19 protein-coding genes are annotated in these 19857 nt (G+C 41.9%); 4 read left to right on the forward strand and 15 right to left on the reverse strand.

Annotation, left to right across the window (positions count from 1 at the left end; translation table 11 throughout):
- Window positions 1-106 precede the first annotated feature (106 nt).
- Window positions 107-2074, forward strand: coding sequence for an oleate hydratase (locus NQ503_RS13295; protein WP_005427597.1), 1968 nt, complete (start codon window positions 107-109; stop codon window positions 2072-2074).
- A gap of 283 nt (window positions 2075-2357) precedes the next feature.
- Here NQ503_RS13295 and NQ503_RS13300 read toward each other — a convergent pair whose 3' ends face one another.
- From NQ503_RS13300 to NQ503_RS13355, 12 genes are all read right to left on the reverse strand, one after another.
- Window positions 2358-3347 carry a LacI family DNA-binding transcriptional regulator gene (locus NQ503_RS13300; RefSeq protein ID WP_005427600.1) on the reverse strand — a complete coding sequence of 330 codons (990 nt, stop codon included), beginning with the start codon at window positions 3345-3347 and terminating at the stop codon, window positions 2358-2360.
- Window positions 3348-3439: 92 nt separating this feature from the next.
- Window positions 3440-4465, reverse strand: a complete 1026-nt coding sequence (locus NQ503_RS13305) for an ABC transporter permease (RefSeq protein ID WP_005427601.1) — start codon at window positions 4463-4465, stop codon at window positions 3440-3442.
- Window position 4466: 1 nt separating this feature from the next.
- Entirely contained in the window at window positions 4467-5966 is a 1500-nt protein-coding gene (locus NQ503_RS13310) for a sugar ABC transporter ATP-binding protein (RefSeq protein ID WP_005427602.1), read from the reverse strand.
- A gap of 148 nt (window positions 5967-6114) precedes the next feature.
- Window positions 6115-7173 (reverse strand): substrate-binding domain-containing protein, encoded by a 1059-nt coding sequence (locus NQ503_RS13315; protein ID WP_022388882.1) that lies wholly within the window; start codon window positions 7171-7173, stop codon window positions 6115-6117.
- A gap of 102 nt (window positions 7174-7275) precedes the next feature.
- Window positions 7276-8190: a sugar phosphate isomerase/epimerase family protein gene (locus NQ503_RS13320; protein WP_055055962.1), complete on the reverse strand. Its 915-nt coding sequence runs from the start codon at window positions 8188-8190 to the stop codon at window positions 7276-7278.
- The gene (locus NQ503_RS13325) at window positions 8187-9236 is read right to left on the reverse strand and encodes a Gfo/Idh/MocA family protein (protein ID WP_005427607.1); all 1050 of its coding nucleotides are present in this window, start codon (window positions 9234-9236) and stop codon (window positions 8187-8189) included. The genes NQ503_RS13320 and NQ503_RS13325 overlap by 4 nt, the downstream gene beginning before the upstream one ends.
- Before the next feature lie 346 nt (window positions 9237-9582).
- Window positions 9583-10113 carry a EutP/PduV family microcompartment system protein gene (locus tag NQ503_RS13330; RefSeq protein WP_005427609.1) on the reverse strand — a complete coding sequence of 177 codons (531 nt, stop codon included), beginning with the start codon at window positions 10111-10113 and terminating at the stop codon, window positions 9583-9585.
- A 19-nt stretch (window positions 10114-10132) separates the two neighbouring features.
- Entirely contained in the window at window positions 10133-10564 is a 432-nt protein-coding gene (locus NQ503_RS13335) for a BMC domain-containing protein (RefSeq protein WP_005427611.1), read from the reverse strand.
- Between the two features lie 10 nt (window positions 10565-10574).
- Window positions 10575-10940: a BMC domain-containing protein gene (locus tag NQ503_RS13340; RefSeq protein WP_005427612.1), complete on the reverse strand. Its 366-nt coding sequence runs from the start codon at window positions 10938-10940 to the stop codon at window positions 10575-10577.
- A gap of 252 nt (window positions 10941-11192) precedes the next feature.
- Window positions 11193-12263, reverse strand: a complete 1071-nt coding sequence (gene trpS, locus NQ503_RS13345) for a tryptophan--tRNA ligase (RefSeq protein ID WP_005427613.1) — start codon at window positions 12261-12263, stop codon at window positions 11193-11195.
- Window positions 12264-13775, reverse strand: coding sequence for a citrate/2-methylcitrate synthase (locus NQ503_RS13350; RefSeq protein WP_005427614.1), 1512 nt, complete (start codon window positions 13773-13775; stop codon window positions 12264-12266). It lies immediately after the preceding gene.
- A 205-nt stretch (window positions 13776-13980) separates the two neighbouring features.
- Entirely contained in the window at window positions 13981-14334 is a 354-nt protein-coding gene (locus tag NQ503_RS13355) for an arsenate reductase family protein (RefSeq protein WP_005427615.1), read from the reverse strand.
- Window positions 14335-14606: 272 nt separating this feature from the next.
- On the opposite strand from NQ503_RS13355, the gene NQ503_RS13360 reads away from it, so the two are divergent.
- Genes NQ503_RS13360 through NQ503_RS13370 form a run of 3 tightly spaced genes read left to right on the forward strand, consistent with a single transcriptional unit; the run spans window position 14607 to window position 16355 of the window.
- Complete coding sequence (locus NQ503_RS13360) at window positions 14607-15140, forward strand: DUF3877 family protein (protein WP_005427616.1); 534 nt, start codon at window positions 14607-14609, stop codon at window positions 15138-15140.
- Window positions 15141-15152: 12 nt separating this feature from the next.
- Window positions 15153-16127, forward strand: coding sequence for a choloylglycine hydrolase (gene bsh, locus NQ503_RS13365; RefSeq protein WP_044926166.1), 975 nt, complete (start codon window positions 15153-15155; stop codon window positions 16125-16127).
- A 12-nt stretch (window positions 16128-16139) separates the two neighbouring features.
- The gene (locus tag NQ503_RS13370) at window positions 16140-16355 is read left to right on the forward strand and encodes a hypothetical protein (RefSeq protein WP_005427618.1); all 216 of its coding nucleotides are present in this window, start codon (window positions 16140-16142) and stop codon (window positions 16353-16355) included.
- A gap of 202 nt (window positions 16356-16557) precedes the next feature.
- Here the strand turns inward: NQ503_RS13370 and NQ503_RS13375 are convergent, their stop codons facing one another.
- The 3 genes from NQ503_RS13375 to NQ503_RS13385 form a co-directional block, all read right to left on the reverse strand.
- On the reverse strand, window positions 16558-17541 hold the full coding sequence (locus NQ503_RS13375; RefSeq protein WP_005427620.1) for an AraC family transcriptional regulator: 984 nt from the start codon (window positions 17539-17541) through the stop codon (window positions 16558-16560).
- A gap of 191 nt (window positions 17542-17732) precedes the next feature.
- Window positions 17733-18761: a substrate-binding domain-containing protein gene (locus tag NQ503_RS13380; RefSeq protein WP_005427622.1), complete on the reverse strand. Its 1029-nt coding sequence runs from the start codon at window positions 18759-18761 to the stop codon at window positions 17733-17735.
- 88 nt (window positions 18762-18849) lie between these two features.
- On the reverse strand, window positions 18850-19857 hold the full coding sequence (locus NQ503_RS13385) for an ABC transporter permease (protein WP_005427624.1): 1008 nt from the start codon (window positions 19855-19857) through the stop codon (window positions 18850-18852).

Genomic DNA, 19857 nt, shown 5'->3' on the forward strand with positions numbered 1-19857 from the left:
ATTCCATATTTTTTGTAAATTGAATTCAAACACAAATGGCAATACTATAAGAGACAGAAAAGGAAAGCTACACATCATCACAAACAAATGAAAGGTGGTTTTTTACATGTCTAAAAAAGGATTAAAACTTGGTGTTGCACTTGCAGCCGGAGCCGGCGCAGCAGCTATTCTTACCAAAACGTCTCAGGAAAATAAAGAGATCAAAGCTACAAAGGCCAAAAAAGCCGAAGCTGCCAGATCTGATTACCGCAACACAGAACGCGGCAAATATGAAAAGAACAGCAAAGGTATTTATTATACAAACGGTAACTACGAAGCATTCGCCCGTCCGGAAAAGCCAGAAGGCGTCGATGACAAAAACGCTTATATCGTAGGCAGCGGGCTTGCTTCACTCGCTGCTGCCTGCTTCCTCGTTCGTGACGGTCAGATGCCTGGTTCCCATATCCACATTCTGGAAGCTATGGACATCACCGGTGGTGCCTGCGATGGTATCTTTGATCCAACACGTGGCTATGTCATGAGAGGCGGCCGTGAAATGGAAAACCATTTCGAGTGTCTCTGGGATCTGTTCCGCAGCATTCCTTCTATTGAAACACCTGGTGTTTCCGTACTGGATGAATACTACTGGCTGAACAAACATGACCCAAACTATTCTCTTTGCCGTGCAACTGTAAATCGCGGAGAAGACGCTCATACAGACGGCAAATTCAACCTCAGCCAGAAGGGCTGTATGGAAATCATGAAGCTCTTTATGACTAAAGATGAAGACCTCTACGATAAGACCATCGAAGATGTTTTCGATGATGAAGTATTCAATTCCACCTTCTGGCTGTACTGGAGAACCATGTTTGCATTCGAAAACTGGCACAGTGCCCTGGAGATGAAGCTGTACTTCCAGCGTTTCATTCATCACATCGCAGGCCTTCCGGATTTCAGTGCACTTAAATTCACAAAATACAACCAGTATGATTCCCTGATCCTGCCTATGCAGAAATATCTGGAAGATGCTGGCGTTGACTTCCAGTTTAATACTGAAGTTACTAACGTTATCTTTGATTTCAAGGATGGCAAGAAGATTGCTTCTGCAATCGAATGCAAAGTCAACGGCGTAGAAAAAGGCATCGTCCTTACTGAAAATGACCTCGTATTTGTTACCAACGGAAGCTGTACAGAAGGCACGATCTACGGTGATCAGAACCATGCACCAAACGGTGATGCGGAAGTTCGTACAAGCGGCTGCTGGTCACTCTGGAAAAATATCGCAGCACAGGATCCGTCCTTCGGACATCCGGAAAAATTCTGCTCCGATATCAACAAGACCAACTGGGAATCCGCGACCGTCACAACTCTGGATGACAAGATCATTCCTTATATTACTGACATCTGCAAACGTGATCCGCGTACTGGCAAAGTTGTTACAGGTGGTATCGTAAGCTGTCAGGATTCCAAGTGGCTCTTAAGCTGGACCATCAACCGTCAGGGACAGTTCAAGGATCAGGACAAAGATAAGGTCTGCGTATGGGTTTATGGTCTGTTCACAGATGTACCTGGCGACTATATCAAGAAACCTATGAAAGACTGTACCGGTAAAGAGATCACCGCAGAGTGGCTGTATCATCTCGGTGTTCCGGAAGATCAGATTGATGAACTTGCTGAACACAGTGCAGTGTGCGTACCGACCATGATGCCTTATATCACCGCATTCTTCATGCCAAGAACCAAGGGTGACCGCCCGGATGTTATCCCGGATGGCTGTGTAAACTTCGCCTTCCTCGGTCAGTTCGCAGATACCCCGCGTGATACCGTATTCACCACAGAATACTCTGTCAGAACTGCGATGGAAGCTGTTTATGGACTCCTCGGTGTTGACCGTGGCGTACCGGAAGTATGGGGAAGCGTTTACGATATCCGTGAACTCTTAAGCAGCAGTGTGAAGCTGATGGATGGTAAATCTCCACTGGAAATTGATATTCCGGGAGCCGGCATCATTAAGAAACCTCTGCTCCACTTCATTAAGGGAACGGTGATCGAGAAAGTATTGAGAGACTATGATGTGCTGAAAGATGGAATGTAATTCTATAATGAAACGAAAAATAGAAAATATGCAATGTTTCTATAATATGTGATACTGCATCAGACAATCAGATATGATATCTTAAGAATGCACACATATTCAGGAAAACACCGGAACAGATTTCATAACCTGCTCCGGTGTTTTTCTATAAAGTCACATATTCTGTCAGTAAATTTCCTCAAACATATTTTTTACAGAATCTTCTTCTGTAATCTCACAGATCACCCTCGCCGGCACACCTGCTGCAAAAGAATTCGCCGGAATATCTCCGGCTGTTCTATTCTTATGTTGATTCCCTGATCACCAGTTCTGTATCAAGTAAAAGCGATTTCATTTCCCCATGAGGATCTTCCATCAGTTCCAATAACATCTCACAGGCTGTATAACCCATCTGAAATTTCGGCTGATTCACAGTTGTGATCGAAGGTGAGGTCATAGAGGATAACTCAATATTATCAAATCCAACCACCAGAATATCCCGCGGTACATGCAGGTGAAAACGCTTCGCCGCACGGATCACTGCCGCTGCAAAAACATCGGATATGGTAAAAAATGCATTCGGTCTGCTGTCAGAGTTCAATAATCTGCACACCGCTGCATAAGCCATCTCATAGCTTACTTCCGGCAGCTGCACGATCCACTGCTTCGGGATCATGACCTCCGCGTTACGAAGTGCATTCATAAATCCTTCCTGACGTCTTCTTGCATATTTGAAGTTTCCCGGTCCGTTGATCAGCGCGATCTTACTTCCTCCATTTGACAGAAGATATTCCGTTGCAAGTTCTGCAGCTCTGGCGTCATCAATACTGACATATGGGTAATCCGCATGGTCATTATATTCACAGCACTGTACCAGCGGAGCGATCACTCGTATCTGATTCAGGCCCTCTTCCGAAACACGATTCAGAAGAATCACGCCTGCTGCATCCACTCTCCGCAGAAGATTGCAGAAATCCAGCAGATTCCCTTTATTCAGATGTGATTCATGGATCAGCAGATGGCATCCATGTGCCTTTGCAGATACTCTCGCACCCCGGATGATCTCCTGATAAAATACATTCTCGATTCCCGGAATGTTCAGAACGATCAACGGCTGTGTCTCCTTCGAAACTGTGACTGTATTTTCTATCTGACAGCCCAGAGAACGCATTGCTTCCTCTACCCGTCGTATTGTTGGCTCTTTCACCAGTTCTCTGTGATTCAGAACTCTTGATACCGTTGCCGGTGATACCTGTGCTTTCTCAGCAATTAACGAAACAGTTATCTTCTTCATACTTTCTCTCTTTTTCAGGTTTTAGGTTAAAATCATTTCTATTATAAAGCATTTTGAGCCTGTTTAACAGAGATATTTATGTTCCTGTATTTCTACTCTGTCTTCTTGAATTTCTGTTTGATCTGCGGACCTACAATCTGCACCATGATGACGATCAACAGAATAATTCCTTTAATCGCGTTGTTAATAAGAGAGTCCATTTTAAGGGACACAATAATTTTATCAATAATCGTATAGGACATTGCACCAAACAGAATTCCCAGACATTTTCCTTTTCCACCCGACATACTGATTCCACCAAGGACTGCTGCTGCGATAGCATACATCTCATAACTGTTTCCTGTCGTTGCCGGGTCAGCAGAAGCATTCATTGCAATCCAGAGAAAAGCACCGATTCCAACAAGTGCACCCGCGATCACAAATACAGAAATTTTCACAACCGCGGTATTGATTCCCGCCATCTGTGCACCTTTCATGTTACTTCCTACTGCATATACTTTTTTGCCATATTTTGTACTTGTTGTGATATATACAAAAACAAGTGTCATGATAATAAGGATCAGACCAACGATCGGAATCGTAGATACTTTTCCATTACCAAAATTATAAAGTGTCTGATAAGAGGACTGGCTGTTTGCCATCTTGTACACAGAACTTCCTCCCCCGATCAGTGCTTTATCCACATGCTGGCAGAAATACTGTGCAAAAGAACGATAAATCAGCATCGTTGCCAGTGTAACGATAAATGCTGGCATCTGGATCCATCCTACCATCACGCCATTGATCAGTCCGCAGAATGCGCCAAACAGAACTGCAAATAAAAATGTGAGGATAATGCTGTTTGTCATGTTAAAGATAATGACAGAAAATCCACCATCTAAAGCCAGCATGGAACCAACAGAAAGATCGATCTCACCGGTGATGCAGATCAGTCCCATGCCCAATCCGATGATGCCAATTACTGCAGAATGACGAAATACATTCATCATACCGCTCCAGGTCAGTCCGTTTGTTGTCAGTGCATATACGATAAAAATTGCCACAAAAACAATGATATAACTATTTTCTCCCAAAAATCCTGCGATACGTCCAGGAACTGCTGTATTCTTTTTACTCATCTTATTTTCCCTCCTCTGCCTGCGCCGCATTTGTTGAATACATCATGACTGTCATCTCATCAATTTCCTGATGTTCCAGAACTTTAATGATCTCACCGTTATAAAATACTGCACAGTAATCGGCAACTTTCTGGATCTCCGGTATTTCTAAAGTATTGATCAGAATTGTTTTTCCCTGTTTTGCAAGTTCCAGGATCAGTTTGTAAATTTCTGCTTTTGCTCCTACATCGATTCCCTGTGTCGGGTTGTCCAGAAGAAGAATTTCTGCATCTGTATTCAGCCAACGTGCAAGAAAAACTTTTTGCTGATTTCCACCACTTAATGATGTAATTAAATCTTCGCAGGAATTTGCCTTTATATTCAGCATCTCTTTATATTTTTTATATCTCTCTATTTCTTTCTTTTTTGAAATAGCTGGTTTCCATGCAGAAAGAGTATGTTCTGACAGATACATATTTTCCAGAATATTCATATCTGGAATCACAGAATTTTCTTTTCTGTTCGAAGCAAGCATCGCAATCTGATCTTTCATAGCTGTATGAATAGAGTGATCCCGCATAACTTTGCCCATTGCCCGCATCTCGCCGCTGTATGCTCTTGTTACACCAAACATACACTGCATCAGTTCACTGCTTCCGGCACCCTGAAGGCCGGTCAGTCCAACAATACTGCCTTTTTTTACTGCCAGATTGATATTGCGAAAACCTTCTCCACTGAAATCCTTCAGTTCCAGGATTATATCACCCAACGACCTTTTTTCATATACATCCTGATCCGAATATTTCTCTCCAACCATCATACGTGTAACATCTTCTGGTGTAGTATCCTTTATATTTCCGGCACCTATAAATTCTCCATTTCGGAATACGGTATATCGGTCTGACAGACGGAAAATCTCCGGCATTTTATGTGAAATAAAGATAAAGGAAGTTCCCTTTTTCTTCAAATTATTGACAATGTCAAACAGATGTGCCACCTCATCATTGTTTAATGATGTTGTTGGCTCATCCAAAATCAGAAGTTTTGCTTTAAAAAACAGTGCTTTTGATATTTCAAGTAACTGTTTCTGACTGGTTTTCAGTTTAGAAACCTGCTGCGTAGGATCAATATCCACTCCCAGTTCCTGGAACAGTCTCTCTGCCTCCTGAATCATTTTTTTCTTATCAAGACATCCAAATTTAGTCGTATATTCTTTCTGAAGAAAAATATTTTCATATACTTTCAGATCATTAAACAGATTTAGTTCCTGATGAACAAAAGCTATTCCCAGGTTTTCAGACTGCTTTATTGTAATATTTTTCAGTTCCTTACCATCAAATTCTATCTCGCCTTTATCACGCGGAAATACACCTGTCAAAACATTCATAAGTGTTGATTTTCCCGCTCCATTTTCTCCAAGAAGTGCATGCACCTCTCCTTTTTCTACTGTAAGCTGTACATTTTTCAGTACCGGAACCCCACTGAAGGACTTACAGATGTTCTTCATCTGCAGCAAACTCATAATTCTCGCCTCCCCGCCCGAGTTACCGGGCTTTTTGATACATTGCTCTGATACGCATTCATTTAATTATCTGACAGAAGGGAACTTTACAGTTCCCTTCGCCATTTCTGTCTTATTAAAAAGAATTATATCACGAAAATTACTCGATTTAGAAAGAAGGATAATCTTTTACGTTGTCCTTATTTACGATTTCGCAGGCAATTACGTGATCCTGTTCTACATCTTTTCCATCCAGATAATCAACCATATCCTGGATTGCTGTCTGGATCATTGCAGGACTGTAAGTTACAGATACAATACCACCAAACTGATCTGCGATATCTGTGAAGGATTCACCACGAAGTACTGCATAAAGCTCATCCAGTCCGCCACAGCCTGTCAGATAAGGTGCATTTCCGAGGAATTTTTCTTTTGTTGCATCGTCGATTCCGCCGCCCTGAAGAGCTTCAAGGATACCCATTGCAAGTTCATCGTCTTCTGCATAGAACCATTTGATATCTGCGTTGGATGCATCTCCGAGCAGAGATTCATAGGCTGTCTTTGTATCAGAACGGCTCCAGTTCATAGCACCTGAATATGTGATAGATTTCAGATCGTCTTCAGACCATTTTGCATCGTCTGCAATTGTTTTTCCATCGTATTCCAGTTCTCCGGTAAGGTACTTTGTGAATCCTTCATCACGGAGAGTTGTTACAGAAGAAGTATCTCCTTCGTATACATAAACTGCATCACCAGGTTTTAATCCCTGCTCTGTATAGTAAGCCGCACATGCTGCACCGATACCTTCGTTGTCACCTTTTACGTTGGATACTGCACTGTCAGCTACGCCTTCAATGATTCGGTCAAAAGCTACATATGGGATCTCAGCGTCAACCAGCTGCTGGATTGCAGACTGAACAGTATCATCGATTGGCTGAATAACAACAGCGATGTTGTCTTCACCAGCTGCGATGATATCTTCGATGTTGACAATCTGTTCTGCTGCATCTGCAGATGTGATCAGCTCTGCACTGTAAGTTCCTGCGTCATTTACTTCTTCGATTTTTTCTTTTGCGAATGTTGCTACGGAACCAGTCCAGCCATGATCTTCCGGAGCTGTCAGTACATAAATGTGTGTAGCATCTCCTTCTCCGTCCGCAAATACTGGAGTAACCATACTACCCATTGTCATAGCTGCGATCAGCATGCAAACTACTGTTTTCTTCATAATTCATTTCCTCCTTTTGGAATATGTTTGTTTTTAATAAGCGGTTTTCCCCCGCATTATTTCAGCATTTTATTTAATAATTCAATTATTCAGAGCAACTTCTCAGATTACAAACTGTCTCATATATCTCAGAGAAAGTTTCAAGCTGTCCAGAACTCTTTCTTCGGAACCTTCGAAAGATTTATCTTCAATTTCAATACAGGTATATCCTTCAAATCCAATGTCTGTTAATGCAGACACATATTTGCCCCAATCCACATCTCCCAGTCCCGGAAGCTTTGGTTTCATGTACTGAAGTGGATATGCCATTGTTCCACACTCTTTCAGTTTTTCTTTGAAAAGTTTAATGTCTTTGTAATGTACATGGAAGATTTTATCTCTAAACTCGTAAAGCGGCTGGATGTAATCAATCATCTGCCATACAAAATGAGATGGATCATAATTGATTCCGATATAATCACTGTCAAGAATATCAAAGACTTTTCTCCAGATTACCGGTGTTGTCATCAGGTTCTGTCCACCTGGCCACTGATCTCCGTCAAAGAGCATCGGGCAGTTTTCGATTGCAATACGAACTTTCTTTTCCTCTGCGTAACGCACGATCGGAATCCAGATTTTTTTTACCAGTTCCAGATTTTCTTCTACTGTCTTTGTCTGATCTCTTCCGATAAAGGTTGTAACAAGGTTAATTCCAAGTTTTTTGCTTGCATCGATTACTTTGTATAAGTGTTCAATATTGGCAGCTCTTTTTTCCAGATTTCCATCCATGGTATTCGGATAAAATGCCAGAGAAGAAATCTCCACATTCTTCTCTTTGCAATAAGAAAGAATTTCTTCTGCTTCTTTGTCTCCCAGATTTGCCACGTCGATGTGGCTGACTCCTGCATATCTGCGCTCTGCTTTGGCTTTCGGCCAGCAGGCAACTTCCACACATTCATAGCCAATCTCTGAAACCGTATCGATCATTTTTTTGAAATCATAATCTTCCAGTATTGCACTGACTAACCCTATCTTCACTCTAATTCCTCCTCATCTACGCGAACGGTTCTTCCAAGTTCGCTTGATTTCAGACTTCCGAAAATTGCTTTCATTGCACTGAGTACGCTTTTCCCCGGAACAGCCGGTTCTGTATCATTTTCTACAGATTCTACAAAGGCATCAATGATTCCTGATTTTGTCTGATTATCATTTGTCTGAATCTGATCAATATCGTAGAACACTTTTCCTCCATCTTTGCGGATCAGTTCGATACAATATTTCGGGTCATGATAAATCTTGAGCATTCCTTCTGTTCCATAGATGATCGTGGAATTATCCTCCTCACCATAATACGTCCAGCTGGCTGTCATCGTTCCGATGATTCCGCTCTTCATTTTGTAAATACAGATGGCATTGTCATCTACTCCAATCAGGTTTCCATTACTGTCTTTCTTATCCAGAGTCGTAACTTTTGCAGTTGTTTCCTCTACTGTATCATTAAGCAGGTACTGGATCAGGTCTGTCTTATGTACTCCAAGATCTGCCATTGCTCCCATTGCAGCTCTCTTCTTATCAAAGAACCAGTTTTGCGGACCAGCATCTACACTCCATGTTTCCGGACCGCCATGTCCGAATGTTGTTTTGAAAGTAAGAACGCTTCCGATATCTCCACGCTCGATGAGTTTTTTTGCTTCTGCATGGGCTTTTGCAAATCTCTGATTCTGACCGATCATAAGTTTTTTGCTCATCTGCTCTGCTGTATCCACCATCATCTGGCAGTCTTTTAATTTTGTTGCCATCGGTTTTTCACAAAGTACATGTTTTCCGGCTTTTAATGCTGCAATCGTAATTTCAGCATGCACATGATTTGCCACACATACACTGACTGCATCAATTTCCGGATCTGCCAGCATCTCCTCAACGCTTTCATAAGACTTACAGTCATATTTTTCAGCAAGTTCTTTTGCCCGCTGCAGATTCAGATCATAAAGGCCAGTCAGCTTTGCATTCGGATTATCCAGATATTCCGGAATATGACGAACCTGTGCAATCTTTCCACATCCTATAATCCCGACTTTTACCATCTCATTACCCCCTTTATGATTTCATTTTTCTTTCAATCTTTGTTTCATTTTTCATTTAAAACATATCATTTTTCAGAAATACAGTCAATATTTTTGTGCTATACGTATATTTTTTCTATGTTTTGCATCTTTTTATTATTCATTTTTGATGTTTATTACCATGTTTTATGTTTCATTTCTGAAAACTTTTCATTCTTTTCATTTTTCTACCAGGTAGCAGACATATTCCATCTGCATCTGGTCGCATCCTCGCAGAGCGTTTTTATGTAATAGGAACATTACGGAGTAATTTTCCATTATTACATAAAAAAAAGACACACATCTCTGTATGTCTCTCTGTCATGTCTTATCGAATATCTTTCGGATATTCCACACCTTCCGGCAATGGCTGCCATTCGTTCAGCCCAAGGCTCTGCTTAAACTTAGCCTGTTCAAGTGTCAGCTTCGGAAGATCATCCTGAAGATACGCCATCAATTCAGGAATACCTTCACGTGTAACATTATTCACCTCAAAAATATGCTCACATCCCATATTCTGCATCCACTGACGAACCATTGGTAAATTAGCATATGGAGAATCAACCTTTGTAATAATACCGATCAGCGGTCTCAAAAGGAAACATCTGCTGCCATCACTGAATAAGTTGAATGGTTCATCTGCCGCCTGCACGATTGCAACAACATCTGCCTCAAAAGAAAAACACGCCAGTCCGACGCTGAAATGCTTGGATTCTGCGTATTCTCCCGGTGAATCGATCGTATCTTCATTTGAATTTGTATACTGGGTTTTGTGATAATGTAATTCTTCACCCTTCAACGCCTGTGTCAAAGAAGTCTTACCAGCTTCACTTCGCCCCATTAAGAAAACTTTTTTCATTCTTTATCCTGTCCTGTTATCAGCTTTTGTGAATCTCACATACATCGAAATGCAGCTCATCACGAAAAAATTTCACAACTTCTTCTACTGCAGTCATCACCTGCGATAAACCGCCAAGTATAATCAGTGCTCCACTGAAACGATCCATAAATCCTACCTGAACATCTGCCGCCTTCACTGCAACATCTGTTGCAACCACAATGGCCTCCCATGGCGTAACGCGCATAATACCAATGGATTCACCTGTATGATCTTCTCCTTCGTGAACACCAATGTTGAGTGCCAGGTTCTGATAAACAGCCGGATCTGAAGGAGTGATTACATGTGCAAAATCAAGAGACTTACCCGGAACCCGTACACGCGTCAGACGAAGCTTCCTTCCTTTCAGATTCTCATAATCATCATGAAACAGTCTCTCGAGAAGTTCTTCTCTCGTTATACGTTCTTCCATGTTTTACTTCCTATCTTTTGGTGATGTTGCAGACTACATATCCCAGTGTATCACGGAAATAATCCACAACTTCTGTCATTGCAGACATAACATCAGAGATTTCTCCTGTGATGATCATGGTTCCTGTGAAACGATCCGCAAATCCAAGATAAACGTTACCGCTCTTTACTGCAATATCGGATGCGATAACTGCTGATTCAGATGGTGTCATGTTCATGATTCCGATTGCAGATGAACGGTAATCCACCTGTGGGTTCAGTCCAAGTTTCTGATATATGATCGGAGCCGGGCCACCCATTACATGGGCAAAAGTAATTTCCTTACCTGCTACCGTCTCCTGCACGATTCTGATCTGATCGTTATGTTCATTTGCCATTGATAGCTCCTCACTTTCATAATCTCATCTATCGTCAAATACCTCATATAATACCGACTATCTAATAGTTATAATTTTACTATTTAACTTTCCTGATGTCAAGGTTATCTTATTTAAACTCTGCAAAAAACAACTGATTTTCAAAAAGAAACCCACAAAAAACAACACACATTTTTTTCTATCAGATTTAAAACGCACAAAAAAACAACTGTTTCAGATTTCTCCAAAACAGTTGCTATAATTTAATGCTTTTTATTTCTGATACATATCAGACTGATCACTGTCAAAGTAGTTGATTCTCATAGATGCTTTGACATCATTCAGTGTCTCAGCTGCCTTGGCTTCTGCTACTCTGCTGCCTTCTTTGAGAATATCCATAACATCCGGAATACGCTGTTCCCATTCTTTTCTTCTTGCACGGATTGGTCCAAGTTCTGCCTGCATAACATTATTCAGGAATTTCTTAACCTTAACATCACCAAGACCGCCTCTGCGGTAATGATCTTCAAGTTCTTCGAGATTCTGATATTCTGGAAGGAATTCCGGGAAATATTCCGGTTTGCAGAATGCTTCCAGGTAAATAAATACCGGGTTACCTTCTACACGACCAGGATCCTGGACACGAAGATGATTCGGATCCGTAAACATGGACATGATCTTCTTCTTAACATCCGCTTCCTCATCAGAAAGATAAATGCAGTTGCCAAGAGATTTACTCATTTTGGCTTTGCCGTCAATACCAGGCAGACGTAAGCATGCCTTATTGGATGGCAGGACAATCTTTGGATCGGTAAGAGTTTCGCCATATACTGTATTAAATTTGTGTACGATCTCCTTACACTGTTCAAGCATTGGAAGCTGATCCTCGCCAACCGGCACATGAGTTGCACGAAAAGCTGTGATATCTGCTGCCTGGCTGATTGGATAACAGAAGAAACCAACCGGAATGCTTGCCTCAAAGTTACGCATCTGAATTTCAGCTTTAACGGTAGGGTTACGCTGCACACGTGCAACCGTAACAAGGTTCATATAATAAAAAGTCAGTTCTGTCAGTTCCGGTACCATAGACTGAATAAAGATTGTAGATTTTGCCGGATCGATCCCGCATGCCAGATAATCCAATGCAACCTGAATGATATTCTGACGTACTTTTTCCGGATGTTCCGCATTGTCTGTCAGCGCCTGCGCATCTGCAATCATAATATAAACTTCATCATAATCACCGGAATTCTGAAGTTTAACACGTTCTTTCAGTGAGCCTACATAATGTCCTACATGAAGTCTTCCGGTAGGACGGTCACCAGTTAAAATAACCTGTTTCATTTATTTCTTCTCCTCAGGGCACTCTGTCGAATCCTGCGGTGCCTCTTTTTCTATAGTTTCTGCCTGTTCTTCCGGCTGTTCTGGGGATTCCTTTTCGAGATCCCGCAATACTTCTTCGCAGCCTTCCTCCGGCTCTCTTTCTTCAAACGGAACGAAGTTTGCATGATGTCCCACATATTTATATGCCGGACGGATAATCTTGCTCGCATTGAGGATTTCCTCAAGACGATGTGCGCTCCATCCCGGAATACGTGCAATTGCGAAAATTGGTGTAAACAGCTCTTTGGGGATTCCAAGCATAGTATATACGAAACCACTGTAAAAGTCTACGTTTGCGCAGACATTTTTGAAAAGTCTCCGCTGTTCCATGACCATTCTTCCTGCCAGACGTTCTACCAGTTCGTAAAGGGCAAATTCTTTCATCATTCCCTTCTCCTGTGCAAGGTCTCTGGCAAAACGTTTCAGGATTACTTCACGCGGATCAGAAAGTGTATAAACAGCATGTCCCATACCATAGATCAGACCGGTATGATCGAATGCTTCTTTATTCAGAATCTTGCGGAGATATGCTTCTACCTCTTTCTCATCTGTCCAGTCTTTGACATTCGCCTCGATATCCTCAAACATGTTCTGTACCTTAAGGTTTGCACCACCATGACGAGGTCCTTTGAGCGAACCGATAGATGCTGCAATAGAAGAATAAGTATCTGTTCCGGAAGAAGTAACTACGTGTGTCGTAAAAGTAGAGTTGTTACCACCACCATGCTCTGCATGAAGAATCAGGGCAATATCAAGTACTTTCGCCTCCAGTTCTGTGTATTTGCCATCCGGTCGAAGCATCAGAAGGATGTTTTCTGCAAGGGAAAGCCCTTTCTGTGGATTACGGATAAACAAAGTCTCATCACGACGGAAATGTCTGTAGGAATGATAGGAATATACTGCAATCAAAGGCAGTTTTGCGATCATTTCAATGCTCTGGCGAAGAACATTTTCCGCAGAAATATCTTCTGGTTTGGAATCATAGGTGTACAGAGTGAGAATACATCTCTGCATTGCATTCATGATATCACCGTTGGAAGCTTTCATAACAACGTCACGCACAAAACGTCCGGACAGAGTTTCAAAGTTTTCCATGATATTTTTGAATATTTCCATATCTTTATCTGACGGAAGTCTTCCGAACAGAAGCAGATAGATGGTTTCTTCAAAACCAAATTTACGTCCCTTAAGACCATCTACGATATCATTTACATTATATCCCTGATAATACAGTCTTCCATGTGCCGGGATCTTACGTCCATTAATAAGATCGTAACCTGTTACATCTGAAATCTCGGTAAGCCCTGTCAGGACACCTTTACCTGCGGAGTCACGCAGGCCTCTTTTTACATCATATTCTACATACAGATTCGGGTTGATCCGGTGACCATTCATCAGTTCTTCCCCAAGCAATTCCATGCTGTCTTTCAAATTGCCCATCTCTTCAAGATTCAACATCTCATGATCTGCCATTTGCTCTCTTCCTCCATCTCTATTTCTATTCTACAAAGGATTTCCGGCCGATGCATTTACAGCTTCGCCAGAATTCACGCATTCATGCGTTACTAGACTAAATTGTATTCTATTTTACACGAATATACCCTAAAATACAATAGATAAATAGAGATAAATCAACAAAACTTTCGTAAGCAAAAATTTCACAGTATAAAATTGTCGTCTAGCCCCGAATCTTCTCTTCCCACTCTTTCTCGCGAAATCCTGTAAGGACGAAATCTTCACCTACTACAAGCGGGCGTTTGACAAGCATGCCATCTGTTGCCAGTAATTTCAGCTGTTCATCCTCTGACATCTCCGGAAGTTTATCCTTGAGGTTCATCTGCTTGTAGAGCATGCCACTGGTGTTAAAAAATTTCTTAAGTGGCATTCCACTTTTTTCATACCATTCTTTCAATTCTTCATATGTAGGATTTTCCTCTATGATCGGGCGCTCCTCGAAAAAAATCTTGTGTTCATCAAGCCATTTTAGGGCTTTCTGGCAGGTGCTGCATTTGTGATATACTAAAACTAACATGATGATTTCCCCTATATGTCAAATTTTGAGTCTCTGTAAACAGTTACCTCTTTTGTTCTATGATATCCCACTGCCCTGGTACTGTCAACGAGCTTTTTTTGTAACATTTTGTCGAATCTGTCCATTCTATTTTTTCCGAACGACTCTGGTATTTTATGTATGAATCTGCTACAATATGTTGCAGTTATTTAACTTACTGCTTACGACCATTTCGATTCTGGCCGAATGCATATTGCAAACTAATCCATCTTATATAAAGGAGGTTTCCCGACATGGGCTATGATAAACTTGAACGAAATCTGATCGACATCATCAAGGAAGAACAGGCGAAACTCGGTTTCTTTAAAGAAGATATCCGTCTGTACTATCCGCTTTCTTCCCTGAATCATTTTTTCTCTGCCACAGACAATGCAGACGAGATGCAGGCCCGCCTGAATGCCTTACCGACATCCATCACAGAAAAGCTTGGACAGATCGAAATCTCTCACAAAGGAGATCGTTTCTGTTTTCACATCCCAAAAGAAGGAACCGTCTATGTGCATGATAACACCGCACCAAACGAATTCATCAAAAGTCTTGTGGAATTAGTAGCAAAACACGACTGCACGATGAATGAAATTCTGGATCTGTTCCATACTTATTCACAGAACATTATCACAGAAGAAATAAACAACGACGAATTTGACCGTCTGATCCGTTTTGCTGATAAACCAGAAGACACTTATTACTATTGTTTCAAAGACGAAGGCTGCCATATCATTTACCACCGCTTCCTGCCGGAAGATTACGCAGACTTCGATTTCTAAGGAGGAATGCTTATGTGTACAGCTGCAACTTATAAAACAAAAGATTTTTATTTTGGAAGAACACTGGACTACGAATTTTCTTACGGCGATCAGATTACGATCACTCCAAGGAATTATCCATTTTCTTTCCGGCATGCCGGTACAAAACAAACGCACTATGCGATCATCGGCATGGCTCATGTAGCCGGAGGTTATCCATTATATTATGATGCCATCAATGAAAAAGGTGTTGGCATGGCAGGACTGAATTTCGTTGGAAATGCTGCTTATGCCAATGTAAAACCGGATGTAACCAATGTTGCCCAATTCGAATTCATCCCGTGGATCTTAAGCCAGTGTGCTTCTGTCGCGGAAGTTCGCACACTTCTTTCCCACATGAATCTGGTCAATACTCCATTCAGCGAACAGTTTCCTCTGGCGCAGCTTCACTGGATCATCTCTGATGAAACTGCATCTATTACAGTAGAATCCATCGCAGACGGTCTGCATATCTACGATAATCCGGTCGGTGTACTCACAAATAACCCACCTTTTCCACAGCAGATGTTCCAGTTGAATAATTATATGCACATTTCTTCAAAACAGCCCGTAAATACTTTTGCAGATGATCTGACTCTTACTGCCTACAGCCGCGGAATGGGTGCCCTCGGACTTCCGGGGGATCTGTCTTCAGCTTCCCGTTTTGCACGTGTTGCTTTCACAAAGATGAATTCCATCTCCGGAGATTCTGAAACAGAAAGCATCAGCCAGTTTTTCCATATTCTTGGCTCCGTTGACCAGCAGAGGGGCTGTTGCGAGGTTACTGAGGGAAAATATGAAATCACACTCTATACATCCTGCTGTAACGCAACAAAAGGAATTTACTATTATACAACTTACGAAAACCACCAGATCAGTGCTGTTGATATGCACAGAGAAAATCTGGATGGAACTACTTTAATCTGTTATCCGGTCATTCAGGGTGAGCAGATTCATTTTCAGAATTAGGAGGCACAACACATGAATCTTGGAAATTTAATGCAGTTAAAAAATTCCTGGGCAACCTTTACCCAGAATCATCCGAAATTCCCGAAGTTTCTTCAGGCAGCCAGCACAGCTGTCAAAGAAGATACACTGATTGAGATCAAAATCACAACAGCTGAAGGAAAAGTGATTGAGACAAATCTCAAAGTAAAAGCGTCAGATATCGAGCTTTTCAAAAACCTGACCATGTGATATACTGACCACAGATTTTAGAATATGTACAAAAGAACAGGACACAAAAGAGGACTTCTCCGGTAACTGTTCAGAACAGCATCTTCTCTGCATTCATGTTCTACATAATCTGTGGACAGTTCTTGTCTGACACAAATGATAAAATAAAATCTAAAGGGACATTACAAATGTATGTTATTATTACATCTGCAATGCCCCTTTTTTATAATCTCACCCGTTCTTCTTTTCCATTTGCCACACGGAACGCTCTCGGTGTCGTATGGTAGCGTTCTTTAAATACCCGGTGAAAATAACTGCCATTCTCATAACCAACCGCTGCAATGATGTCACTGATCGGAAGATCTGTCTCGCACATCAGTTCCACAGCTTTGTTCAGACGTTTGCGCTGAAGCAGTTCTTTGAAATTAAATCCCGTATTTTTCCGGATCATCTTACTCAGCATATGCATCGGCAAATGCAATTTTTCGCAGAGTTCTGTAAGTGTTGCCGTTTTGTACTGCTGTTCAATATAATCCAACGTTGTCATTATGATCATGTTCTCATATTGATTTGGCAGGCGCATTTCTGCATACTGCACAGATTCCAGAAGATAAAGAAAGATCAGTCCCATTGTTGTCTGGTTAATCCGATTCTGATCTCCTTTCCCTGTCACAAGCGAATAGATCATATTCTCCAGGAGATTCTGGATCTGCAGCACCTCTGCGACCTTAAAATGCAGGTACTCTCCCCGCTCTTCATCCTGTCTGAGTACATTGACCAGAAAATCCGCAAGGACATTATTATTCCCCGCCATCGTATAGGCCACATCAAAAAACTCTGGAAGGATCATAAAGTTGATTGCAATATCTTCTTCCCCCGCCGGCAGAATCTCATGTCTCGTATACTGGTTCAAAAACAACAGTTCGCCTGCATGGATCACGACTTCTTTGCCACCTATAATATTTGTAAGCTGTCCCTGGCAGACATAAAGCACCTCAATATAATTATGCCTGTGCGATGGAAAATGCACAAATCGTGTATGGGTACGTACAGCGATCAGTTTGCCCTCACTGAGCATTTTCGCACTGTCCACCGTGAAATCCTTCCCAGATGTATAAAGGTCCTTATCTACCTCTGCAACCCCATCCAGGATTCTCTGTTCTTCTTCTGTTACAACTCTTAAATGATCCAATAAAGCCTGCTGCATCTGTTACTCCCGCTTTCTTCACTGCTATAATTTTGCTCCGGTAACTTATTTCTTTTATTCTACCATGCTCAGACAGTATAAAGCAATATGACAAAAAAGTACACAAAAACAGAGCGAAGCCTTTCGGCTCCGCCCTGTCTTTTAAGGATTTATCATATTCAGAAAAACTTTTGCTTCTCCAAGCGTGCTGATTAGTACAGTTTAGCGTAGTCAGCTACGTTGTCTGGTGTGAACTGAAGTGGCTCACCAAGAACGATTTCTGTTCCTTCATCATCAGCTTTTGTGATTGTGAATTCACCCATATCGCCAGCTGTGAATGTTTCATCTTCTGCACCAGTGATGTCACCTTTTACAAGTGCCATTGTTGCATATGCGGAAAGTTTTCCAAGGCCTTCCATATCCCACAGATAGAAGTATGGGCAGGAATGTGCATCGTCATCACCTGTGTACTCCTGCATTTCAGAAGGAAGTCCAAGACCTGTCAGTTTGCAAGCAGATTCGTTGTCCTGAAGGTATTTAGCAGCTGCAGCAATACCAACTGTTGTAGGTGCGCAGATAACTTTCAGATCTGGGTAGTTCTGAAGAAGAGCTGCTGTCTGGTCTGTAGATTTCTGAGGTTCGTCATCACCATAAGCTACTTCTACAAGTTCCAGTTTGCTGTATTTCTCATCGCCTTCCATGATGGATTTCATAGCGTCGATCCAAGCGTTCTGGTTTGCAGACTGAGATGTTGCAGAAAGGATAGCGAACTGTCCTTCTCCACCGGAGATATCAAGAACTGCATCCATAAGAGCCTGTCCAACTGCCTGTGTACCAGCCTGGTTTACGAATACCTGACGGCTGTCTTTATTCGGAGCGGAGTCGAAAGAAGATACTTTGATTCCAGCGTCCATAGCTTCTTCCAGTTTAGCCTGAAGAGCGTTAACGTCATTTGCGGAGATGCAGATTGCATCTGGCTGCTGAGAGATCAGGTTGTCAAGAACTTTGATCTGAGCATCTGCTGTTGCAGCTTCCGGATAAACAACATCTACAGTTGCACCTTCAGCTTCTGCTGTTTCTTTGAATGCTTTTGCAGCGATTTCGAAGAATGCGTTACCTGCTGATTTTCCAACCAGTGCGATTTTCTGTCCGTCTCCGGCTTTGTCAGCTGCCATTACAGGTGCTGCACAGCTAAGTACCATTGCTCCGCAAAGAAGTGCGCTGATAATTTTTTTGTTCATTTTGTTTTCCTCCCTTGGAAATATAGTTTTTATTTGCAACTGCTCCCCTGCTACAAGAGAGCAGCCACTTACGTTATTAAATAAATATTTAGTTTTTCTTCATGCTTACTGCTTTTTTAACATTTCCGATGATGTTCGGAAGAGCTACTGCAGCGATCAGAAGTACACCGATGATCAGCAGGATAACCTGTGCATTAACGTTTCTCTGACCAAGACCTACACGGAGGCAAACGATGATGAATGCGGAAATAAATCCACCTGCGATATTACCTTTACCACCTGTAGAGGAAATACCTCCGAATACTGCCATTGCGATGGCATCCATTTCAAATCCGTTACCGGTTGTTGTATTTGCACCGTATGAAGAAGAAACTAAGAACAGTGCACACAGTCCGGAAACTGTACCCATGATGGTGTAAATGATGAAACGGATCTTCTGTACATGAACACCTGAGTAATATGCTGTCAGACGGTTTGTACCGATTGCATATACACGACGTCCGAATGTGCTCTTGCCTAAGATAACAGCAAAGATCACAGAAAGGATTACTACGAGAAACAGAATGTATGGAACATTTCCGATCTTTCCGCCGATTGCACGGAAACCATCGGTGTTGCTTGCAGAAATACTACCGCCGCTTCCAAGAACGATCTCGGAGATACCACGGAAGATGATCTGTGTTGCCAGTGTTACGATCATTGGAGGCAGTTCCTGGAATTTTGTAAGGATAAATCCGTTAACTGCTCCGCAGATGGTACCAACGCCAAGCGCTGTAATCACAACTACGATAAATGGTGCATTTGCGTTGCACACGATACAGCTCATTGTTGCAGAAAGGCAAACGATCGCACCTACGGAGATATCGATCTCGCCAAGTACCAGGATGTATGCCATCGGCAGCATCATAAATACCTCTGCCAGATAAACCGGCATCTGACGAAGCAGACTGCTCAGGTTATAATATTCAGAAAACATTGCGCAGAAAATATTGACTGCAATAAACAGCAGGACCAATATTCCCTCCCAGGAGAAGATCATTTTCTTCACTGGGCTCTCCGGCACATTATTAATACTTCTTCCAGATTTTCCAGCCAT

It is taken from the genome of Blautia obeum ATCC 29174, assembly GCF_025147765.1.
GTDB classification, from domain to species: domain Bacteria; phylum Bacillota; class Clostridia; order Lachnospirales; family Lachnospiraceae; genus Blautia_A; species Blautia_A obeum.

Excerpts from the sequence above, each read along its gene's own strand:
- NQ503_RS13350 (WP_005427614.1), bottom strand. The coding sequence starts at position 13,775 with ATGGCAGATCATGAGATGTTGAATCTTGAAGAGATGGGCAATTTGAAA.
- NQ503_RS13370 (WP_005427618.1), top strand. The coding sequence starts at position 16,140 with ATGAATCTTGGAAATTTAATGCAGTTAAAAAATTCCTGGGCAACCTTT.
- NQ503_RS13385 (WP_005427624.1), bottom strand. The coding sequence starts at position 19,857 with ATGGCTGGAAAATCTGGAAGAAGTATTAATAATGTGCCGGAGAGCCCA.
- NQ503_RS13330 (WP_005427609.1), bottom strand. The coding sequence starts at position 10,113 with ATGAAAAAAGTTTTCTTAATGGGGCGAAGTGAAGCTGGTAAGACTTCT.
- trpS (WP_005427613.1), bottom strand. The coding sequence starts at position 12,263 with ATGAAACAGGTTATTTTAACTGGTGACCGTCCTACCGGAAGACTTCAT.
- NQ503_RS13300 (WP_005427600.1), bottom strand. The coding sequence starts at position 3,347 with ATGAAGAAGATAACTGTTTCGTTAATTGCTGAGAAAGCACAGGTATCA.
- NQ503_RS13335 (WP_005427611.1), bottom strand. The coding sequence starts at position 10,564 with ATGGAAGAACGTATAACGAGAGAAGAACTTCTCGAGAGACTGTTTCAT.
- NQ503_RS13325 (WP_005427607.1), bottom strand. The coding sequence starts at position 9,236 with ATGGTAAAAGTCGGGATTATAGGATGTGGAAAGATTGCACAGGTTCGT.
- NQ503_RS13355 (WP_005427615.1), bottom strand. The coding sequence starts at position 14,334 with ATGTTAGTTTTAGTATATCACAAATGCAGCACCTGCCAGAAAGCCCTA.
- NQ503_RS13360 (WP_005427616.1), top strand. The coding sequence starts at position 14,607 with ATGGGCTATGATAAACTTGAACGAAATCTGATCGACATCATCAAGGAA.
- NQ503_RS13305 (WP_005427601.1), bottom strand. The coding sequence starts at position 4,465 with ATGAGTAAAAAGAATACAGCAGTTCCTGGACGTATCGCAGGATTTTTG.
- NQ503_RS13375 (WP_005427620.1), bottom strand. The coding sequence starts at position 17,541 with ATGCAGCAGGCTTTATTGGATCATTTAAGAGTTGTAACAGAAGAAGAA.
- NQ503_RS13380 (WP_005427622.1), bottom strand. The coding sequence starts at position 18,761 with ATGAACAAAAAAATTATCAGCGCACTTCTTTGCGGAGCAATGGTACTT.
- NQ503_RS13315 (WP_022388882.1), bottom strand. The coding sequence starts at position 7,173 with ATGAAGAAAACAGTAGTTTGCATGCTGATCGCAGCTATGACAATGGGT.
- NQ503_RS13310 (WP_005427602.1), bottom strand. The coding sequence starts at position 5,966 with ATGAGTTTGCTGCAGATGAAGAACATCTGTAAGTCCTTCAGTGGGGTT.
- NQ503_RS13340 (WP_005427612.1), bottom strand. The coding sequence starts at position 10,940 with ATGGCAAATGAACATAACGATCAGATCAGAATCGTGCAGGAGACGGTA.
- bsh (WP_044926166.1), top strand. The coding sequence starts at position 15,153 with ATGTGTACAGCTGCAACTTATAAAACAAAAGATTTTTATTTTGGAAGA.
- NQ503_RS13295 (WP_005427597.1), top strand. The coding sequence starts at position 107 with ATGTCTAAAAAAGGATTAAAACTTGGTGTTGCACTTGCAGCCGGAGCC.